The organism is Colidextribacter sp. OB.20 (assembly GCF_009911595.1).
Taxonomy (GTDB): domain Bacteria; phylum Bacillota; class Clostridia; order Oscillospirales; family Oscillospiraceae; genus Lawsonibacter.
This window is the reverse complement of sequence record NZ_QWKG01000110.1, coordinates 1-7692: the sequence shown is the minus strand read 5'-3', so window position 1 is coordinate 7692 and position 7692 is coordinate 1. Positions and strand designations below refer to the sequence as shown.

At 52.4% G+C, this 7692-nt stretch carries 6 protein-coding genes; 3 read left to right on the top strand and 3 right to left on the bottom strand.

Going from position 1 to position 7692, the window contains the following annotated elements; all coding sequences use genetic code 11:
* Positions 1-203: 203 nt before the first annotated feature.
* The gene (locus tag D1641_RS18300; protein WP_160668351.1) at positions 204-428 is read right to left on the bottom strand and encodes a hypothetical protein; all 225 of its coding nucleotides are present in this window, start codon (positions 426-428) and stop codon (positions 204-206) included.
* Positions 429-795: 367 nt separating this feature from the next.
* Between D1641_RS18300 and D1641_RS18295 the strand changes: the two genes are divergently transcribed.
* Together D1641_RS18295 and D1641_RS18290 are read left to right on the top strand one after the other, a co-directional pair.
* A complete protein-coding gene (locus D1641_RS18295) occupies positions 796-1434 on the top strand; it encodes a helix-turn-helix transcriptional regulator (RefSeq protein WP_160668349.1) in 639 nt (212 codons plus the stop codon).
* Positions 1431-3011 carry a recombinase family protein gene (locus tag D1641_RS18290; protein ID WP_160668348.1) on the top strand — a complete coding sequence of 527 codons (1581 nt, stop codon included), beginning with the start codon at positions 1431-1433 and terminating at the stop codon, positions 3009-3011. The genes D1641_RS18295 and D1641_RS18290 overlap by 4 nt, the downstream gene beginning before the upstream one ends.
* Positions 3012-3154: 143 nt before the next feature.
* Here D1641_RS18290 and D1641_RS18285 read toward each other — a convergent pair whose 3' ends face one another.
* A complete protein-coding gene (locus D1641_RS18285) occupies positions 3155-4507 on the bottom strand; it encodes a hypothetical protein (RefSeq protein WP_160668346.1) in 1353 nt (450 codons plus the stop codon).
* A 323-nt stretch (positions 4508-4830) separates the two neighbouring features.
* Between D1641_RS18285 and D1641_RS18280 the strand changes: the two genes are divergently transcribed.
* Positions 4831-5439, top strand: a complete 609-nt coding sequence (locus D1641_RS18280; protein WP_160668344.1) for a hypothetical protein — start codon at positions 4831-4833, stop codon at positions 5437-5439.
* Positions 5440-5511: 72 nt separating this feature from the next.
* Here D1641_RS18280 and D1641_RS18275 read toward each other — a convergent pair.
* Positions 5512-7692: hypothetical protein (locus D1641_RS18275; protein WP_160668342.1), on the bottom strand; the 2181-nt coding region annotated here is incomplete at its 5' end.

The following is a 7692-nucleotide window of genomic DNA, read 5'->3' as shown; positions in this document are numbered from 1 at the left end:
TTCTGGACTTTTCTTTCTTATCTTTTCTTCTCTTGCTTTTTGTCTCTTTTTTCTCCTTTTCTACTATTGATTGCCATTGTAAAATAACCGGGCGGCAGGGAAGCGGCTTTCTCGCAAAAGCTGTTTCCCTGCCGCCCAGTGTGTTTGTGTGATTGTTTTCCACGGAAAGCAATCACCCCCTTTATAGTTCTCAGCCTATTCTCTTAAAGGGGTTCTCCGTTGAGATAGGCGATCAACCGCTCCGTATAAATGCGGACGTATCTCTGTCGGGTACCAATATTGGCGCCGATGAGACAAAACGGCTCACGGCCCTCTGCGACCAATCTGGACAACTGGCGAGGTGAGACACCCAGCAGTTTAGACGCTATATCCAGCGGTACATAATAGGGGTGTTCTTTTCGCAGCTTATCCGCTGCCTGTTTTGGCATATGCAACTCCTCCTTTCTCTGTGCGCCACTGCTCAAAAGCTGCCTCATTTGCCGGGTCTTCATAAAAACGAAAGACGGCCTCCAGAAATGTGGCACACAGTATTTTTTGTTCTACATGGGGAATGGCTTGGGGAATGATCTGAATGGTATGGTCGGCTATCTCTCACCTCCGAAAATCAACTATTTGGTGACCACCGAAGTAAAATAATGCGGTCAAGATTAGTTGATGGATGATAAGCACAGTATAAATGCTTTTAACTTGAAAGTCAACTATTCGGAGACTGATTCTGCGTTGCGCATAAATAGATATTGACAATGGTGATTTAATGTGTTTTAATATGGATACCGACATCAAAAAGGAGGGCTGATGATGGATAATGAGGCCAAGCGGATACAGGAATTGTATCCTGAATACAGCGATGTGGAATTGAAACCAACCTCTTTCGGGGAACGTCTGCGCCAAATCCGAAAAGAGATGGGGGAGACACAGGATGAGTTTGCCACACGGATCGGCACCTCCAAGCAGGTGCTCAGCCGCTATGAGGGCGGGCAGCGTATCCCCAAGATATCTCTGGTGGAGAGTTACGCCAAAGCATTGAATGTCTCTGTTGACTATCTGATGGGGGAAAGTCAGCAGGAGTCTGCGTTTGATTCCATCTGCACCCAGAGTGACAAACCTTTTTACAAGATATTCATTGATGTCACAATGGAAATGGGGTTGTTAATCCCGGATATTGTCCGTATCACGGGATTGACAGATCGACAAGTCCGCACCATTATTTTTCGTCGCATGAAAGAGGCTCCGCTGCCCATCGCCTTGCAGCTATCCAAGACTTTGGATGTGCCTCTGGAGGTCTGGACAGGCAACGAAAGCTATAAGGTGGGTGAAATATCACCAGAGGCCAAAGAGGTTGCCAGGGCCTACGACAAGGCCAGTCTGAAGGACAAGAATACTGCACGTCTTGCTCTTGACTTAGAGCCGGTCAGAGAGGAGAAACGGGAATGAACGCTGTGGTCTATGCCCGCTACTCCAGCCATAAGCAGGGCGAACAGTCCATTGAAGGCCAGCTTGCTGCTGCCCACAAATACGCTGGGAAACATGGCTACACCATCATCCACGAATATATTGACCGGGCACAGACTGGGCGGAACGATGACCGGGAGCAATTCCAGCAGATGCTGAAAGACACCGCCAAGCACCAGTTTGAGACAATCATTATTTGGAAGATCGACCGTTTCGGCCGTAATCGGGAAGAAATTGCGTTTAATAAGTACCGCTGCAAGAAAAACGGTGTCAAAGTGCTCTATACCGCTGAGAGTATCCCGGATACGCCAGAGGGCATCATACTGGAAGCCGTTCTGGAAGGAATGGCCGAATACTACTCTGTTCAACTGGCGACCAACGTCAAACGCGGCATGGATAACGTGGCCCGCAAGGGGCAGAGCGTCGGCGGGACCATCCCCCTTGGATACCGTACAGTGGACAAGCGGCTGGAACCCGATCCCAAAACCGCCCCGCTGGTCAAGCAGATCTTCGAGATGTATGCGGCAGGCAGCACGCAGAAAGAAATTGTCGATCATCTCAATGCGGAGGGGCTGCGGACTCGCAAAGGCAAGCCTTTGACGGTCAACAGTATTCGAGCCGTTCTGAAGAATAAGAAATATATTGGTATCTACCACTATGATGGCAAAGAATACCCTGATGTTAATTTTCCTGCCCTGATTAATACCGAAACATTTGCGAAAGTCCAACAGATGCTTGTCCAAAACCGAAAAGCGCCAGCCAGGAAGTGGACAAAAGCGGAATACTTGCTGACAGGCAAATTGTTCTGCGGCCTATGCGGTCATACAATGGTCGGTGAGTGCGGAACAGGGAAAAGCGGTGCCAAATATTGCTACTACAACTGCCTAGAAAAGAAAAGGAACCGCACCTGTCGAAAACGTGCGGTTCGTAAAGGTTGGATCGAAAATCTGGTGCTGGAAAAGGCCAAGGCAGTTGTAATGAGCGACGAAATGATCGACTTCATTTCAGGCAAGACGTATCGCTACTACATAGAGCAGAACACAGATACTTCCTATACCGATTCTCTCCACGCTGAACTGGAACAAGTGAAAACGGCGATCGCCAACCTGGTGCGCGCGGTGGAGGCCGGTATCTTCAACGCTGCCACAAAAGCTCGAATGGACGAATTGGAACAGCAGCAGAGGGAATTGGAGACTGCCCTGGCCAATGCGGAGTTGGTCAGTGGGCTTCGGCTCACACAGGACCACATCAAATTTTTCCTGCTGCAATTCCGCCAGCTGGATTTTGAGGAGCAAGACAGCCAGCGCAGGATCATTGACATTTTTGTAAACGCTGTCTTTGTATACGATGACCGGGTAACGATTACTTTCAACTACTCCGGCGACAACCGGACAATCACCCTGCCAGAGGTGGATGCCGCCGCAGGTGTTCGCGGGCTGGAGGTAACGGGTCACCACGTCGGAGCAAGCTGCATATCGCTTGCTCCGACTTTTTTCAAAAGTCAGAGCGCGCTTATTCCGCTGTCAAAGTCCGTCTTGTTTAAGAATCCCGCCCTTTAAGGGCGTTGTTTTAAGAATCCATGTAGGGGCGGCTATCAGCCGCCCGCGGGCGCATATTATGCGCCCCTACAAAAGGTTTTCTTATCTCAACGCCCCGTCGGGCGGGATTCTTTCGTCTCTCTGCTTTTTCTCTCATTTCGCCATTAGGTCTTATCTTTTTTCGGCGCCTCATAGAGCTCCGCCAAATTGAGGATCTTGCTGTCCGGCGGAACGATCTGCAGCGGCACGGAGACCCTGGCCAAATTGTCCACCAGAACTTCCGCCCTGCTGCGCGCCATCTCCCGCTCCAGTTCAATCCGCTTGAGCTTGGTCTCAATCTCGGCCTGTTCAGCCCTGGCGGCCGCCCCTCTGGCCTCTGCCTCCGCCTTCTGCACCTCGGCGGCTTTAAGCCTTCGATTCTCTTTCCGGAATATGAAGTCGGTGACAATTCCCTTCATTTTGTCGATCATAGAGGGAAATTCAAACCCAAATCCCTTTCCGCCAAACATGATAAAGGAGGCAAGCAGAATCGGGACCATATAATTTTTTAGAAAATCTACGGCGGACTGTCCGTTATTTGCCAGAAAAAGGACAACATCTCCCTCGGAGTTTAAATTATATTTCCCCACCAGCTGCCTGTCGTCTTCCGCTACCAGCTCCGCGATGGACAATACGAACTGGGAAAAATCAACGGGATTGATGTCCTTCTCCTGCTTGACATGGTATTTAAGAATCAGTCGGTTTTCATAGTAGCACAGATCATAGCAGCAGCTCAAAATACTGTCGGCGTATTTGCTCATAGAGCTCAGGCTGTGCCGGTTCGAGAGCAGGCACTTGTATATGGGGAGAGGCACATGGTCAAGCTCTGTCCTTGAGATAACCGTTATTTCCCGGCGCTTCCGGTACGGACAGCTGTCGCCGGGGTATTTGCCGGCCTCGATCTGACTGTTGATTTCCAGCTCGTATTCCGGGGTTGTTTCTTCCGTGCTCAGCTCAAAATATTTTCCGATCAGAGCAAAAGCGACCTCCGTTTTGCCCACGATTATGCCGATATCACCGCACTGGATTTCATTAACAAATCTCCGGCACTTGCTCAAAACAGCCCCTGAGGCCTTATCCGTATATTTATGGCTCTTTAAAAGCTCCTCATAGTAAGCCTTTTCCTCATACTGATTCAGGACGTCCTCTGTAAGAACATTCCAGCCGATTCCAATAAATCCCTTTTCGACATATTCGGAATAGATTATGCCGTCGGTTGAGCGTATCATCCAAAAATTTTGCTGTCCACTGATCTGAGGAATTGAGCCTGTTGCCAAGTCAGCCGCCTGAATCATGTCATCTAATGTGCGGATCATCCTCTCACCCCACTGCCAGTCTGTCTGAACCATAGGCTTCTCTGTATCCATATTACTCCATTCGACAGCTTTTAGCAAGAATTTTTTGGAGCTTAAAAGGCCGCACTTCCCCCTCACTTCCATTAAATGTATGGAAACGTACCACTTTTCCTCCTTGCACATGGTAATTGAGAGCGGAAAAGGCTCCTTTTGAAAGGAGCTGTCGGCAAAGCCGACTGAGGATTGCGTCCGCGAAGCGGACATACGGAGTAAACAAGGTTTGCGCCTGGCATGTAGGGGCGCACATTGTGCGCCCGCCGTTAACAGGCCGGGTTCGAAAAAGCGGGCGGACAATGTCCGCCCCTACAGAGGGCTCAAAGTCCTCGTATGCTTCGCACGTTTCGCCTGCGGCGAAACACAATCCTCCGCCCCAGTTTGCGAACTGGGGCACCTCCTTTGGAAAGGAGGCTTTTTTCGTTCTCAAGACAATTTAAGGAGGAGCGACGATGAACACAACAACGAACTACCAGCTCAATCAGTGGGACGCCTCTGACCGGGTCCAGCGGGTGGACTTCAACGCCGACAACGCCAAAATTGAGGCCGCCCTGTCCGGCCTGGAGGCCCGGGTGGCCCTGCTGGACCGGGCGGTGCCCAACCTGGCCTACTATGCCACACAGTACGCCCTGTTCGACTACAAATCCACCGGCAAGTCGATGCCTGGCCGCGGGGTGCTGTTTGACAACTTCCAGTACACCGATTCCTACTCCGTCAGCGGGGGGACATCAGTCAAAAACGGCATCCTCACCACTGCCGCCCAGAGCAGCGGAAAGATGCAGACGGGGAATATAGCCACAAACTGCACCGGGTGGACCCGCGCCATGCTGTGGCTGCACAGCAACGCTTCCGGCGTCACGCCCAAGGTGGAGGGCATCACGATGAAGCCCTCTGGTATTACCTCAACCTTTGCCCCCGGACGTGACAACATTTCCTGTGAAGAGCGGGTCTTTACCGTGGATGGGCTCAACGGCTCCCACTCGGCGGTGGTCACGCTGGAGATCAACAACTCCGGCAAATCTCCCCTGGAAGTCTACGATTACACCGTTTTCCTTTTCTAACGCTTAAAAGAGGACCCCGGGCTTTCGCCCGGGGTCCAGTTCTGCTTTAGAAAAAGCGGGAATCAGTTGGTTTTACTGTCTGCCATCAATGGACCAGCCCTTGGTATTCTCGGTGATCTTGATCTTCACCCAGAAAGCACCGGCATCGTAATCGGTCTCCGCATTGAAGCCGTCCTTGTCATAGGTTGTAAAGTCCACATCGGCATTGCTGCCATCCTTGACAACCAGCTGATCAGTACCAGTAATCTCGATGGTCAGATCATCAACAACATAGATCTTCTCGATCGCTGTACTCTCGGTACCCGTTACCGGCTTCTGCTCCTTGTTAGAGGGCTGGGACCTGTACAGAATCTCGATGCCCTTATCGCTCCCCAGAGTCAGTTCCCAAGCAGCATTCAGAGTGATATCCGCAGCGACAGCTTCATCAGCATACTTGTCAGCCGCAAGAGAGACAGACTTAGTGCCCTTGACAACAGTCATGCCAGTAGGAGCAACAGCGGTCAAATCGTTTGTCAGGTCAGTTACAACCTGACCAGAGGTCACAGACTTGCTGTCGATGGTAGCTTTCACGCCGCCATTCAGGGTGACCTTGAAGCCGCCAACCAGTTTCAGCTCGGTGGTGGGCATCTCGTAGGTGTAGCCAGTGGTCTTCACACTGGCGCCCACATCGCCGGTCTCACCGACAATGACACCTGTCTGATTAGCAACGCCGATTTTCAGCATGGTGCCAGGAACAACGCCCTCACCGGTGCTGACACTCTGGTCAGCAGGTGTGCTGGTGGTACTCTTGTCATAGCTAGCCGCAGCGCCCTGATCCAGAGTCACCTTGACAGCGGGATAGATGTAGGGCGTGGCGGTCGCCGCGGCAGTACCGCCGCTCGCATTGGCCGCAATGATAGTGCCGTGCTTCACATTGGCGGTAGCCACGTTGATAGTATCAACATCGGCACTCCACTTATCAGCGGTGTTAGTATCCACATAGTAGATGGTGAATCCCTTGTTGCTGCCGGTTCCAGTCTCGGAGACGGGGGTAATAGCAGTCGTCCCATCGTTGGCCGTCCATTTCAGGCCAGTCACACCGTCGGCAACATAGATCGCGGTCTTGGCACCGGCAGTATTATTCTCGCTGTCAGTGAAGGTATCCGCAGCAGACAGGTTCAGGGTCAGGTCCTCCTTGGGCATAGTGAAGGTAATGCTGTCGGAATTGTTAGCATCGTGGATCGTAACCATAGTGCCATCAACATCATAGCTATTGGTGCTGCTGCCAAACGCGCCGGAGCCGATAGTCACAGCTTTGCCGTGAGTGACGTTGTACACAACCTGCTCAACGATAGCGCCGCTCACAACAGTGGTCTCGGTCTTACCTGTGAGCACGGTGGAGGTACCCTCAACGACCTTGATACCGGGGGCGGTCAGCAGACTACCGATCAGGGTCAGCTTAGCCTTGTCCGCGCTCTCGTCCTTCTCGATGGTGATCTCCACGCCGGTGTCGCCGGTGACAGTGAAGGTGTACACAGCGTCCACGTTGGTCACGTTGGCGCCGGTAGCGGTAACCTTAACCTTGCCAGCGATGTTCATCACGATGGTGTTGCCAATCTTGGCCTCCTTGTTGGCCAGAGCGGCCACATCAGCCACAGCGTCACCATTGAAGGTGATGCCAGTGATCTCGGCCTCGGCGGTGTTGGTCACGGTGATGTTGCCCTCGCCCACCTGAGAGCCAGCACTGGTCTTGATGACGATCTCAGCGCCCTCCTTGGGCAGGTTGGCAAAGACGTCGTCGTCAACGGTCCGGATGTAATCGCCGGTGACGGTGGTGATCAGCTTGCCGTTCTCATCATAGACCTCAATGGAGGTAATGGTCTTGCCGCCGGTCAGGTCCACGTTGGTGAGGTCGAGCTTGGTCCAGCTGTAGTCGTCGTTGTTGGAGACCAGGCTGCGCTCATAGTAGTGCTTCTCCCACTTGCCGGTCGCGTCGTTCACCGCGTTGTACCACAGGGGCCGAACCACGATGTAAACGATGCGGGCGGTGGTGTAGTCCTTCTCGGAGGCGTTGCTGCTCTTGGCCTTGACCACAACGGCCACGGTCTCCATCTGGACGTTCTGCTCATTGACATCCTTCTGGATGTTCTTCTCGGAGGTAATCAAGCCGTCCTTCATGTCGGACAGACGGCCGACCGTGATGTTGTCCAGATTGTCGTCGGCGTCATACTCCACCAGGACGATCTGAGTGGGATTGTCGCCGCCCTCGGTGTC

Bases quoted from the DNA above. Each gene is read 5' to 3' on its own strand.
- D1641_RS18290 (WP_160668348.1), top strand. From the start codon at position 1,431: ATGAACGCTGTGGTCTATGCCCGCTACTCCAGCCATAAGCAGGGCGAA.
- D1641_RS18295 (WP_160668349.1), top strand. From the start codon at position 796: ATGATGGATAATGAGGCCAAGCGGATACAGGAATTGTATCCTGAATAC.
- D1641_RS18300 (WP_160668351.1), bottom strand. From the start codon at position 428: ATGCCAAAACAGGCAGCGGATAAGCTGCGAAAAGAACACCCCTATTAT.
- D1641_RS18280 (WP_160668344.1), top strand. From the start codon at position 4,831: ATGAACACAACAACGAACTACCAGCTCAATCAGTGGGACGCCTCTGAC.
- D1641_RS18285 (WP_160668346.1), bottom strand. From the start codon at position 4,507: ATGTGCAAGGAGGAAAAGTGGTACGTTTCCATACATTTAATGGAAGTG.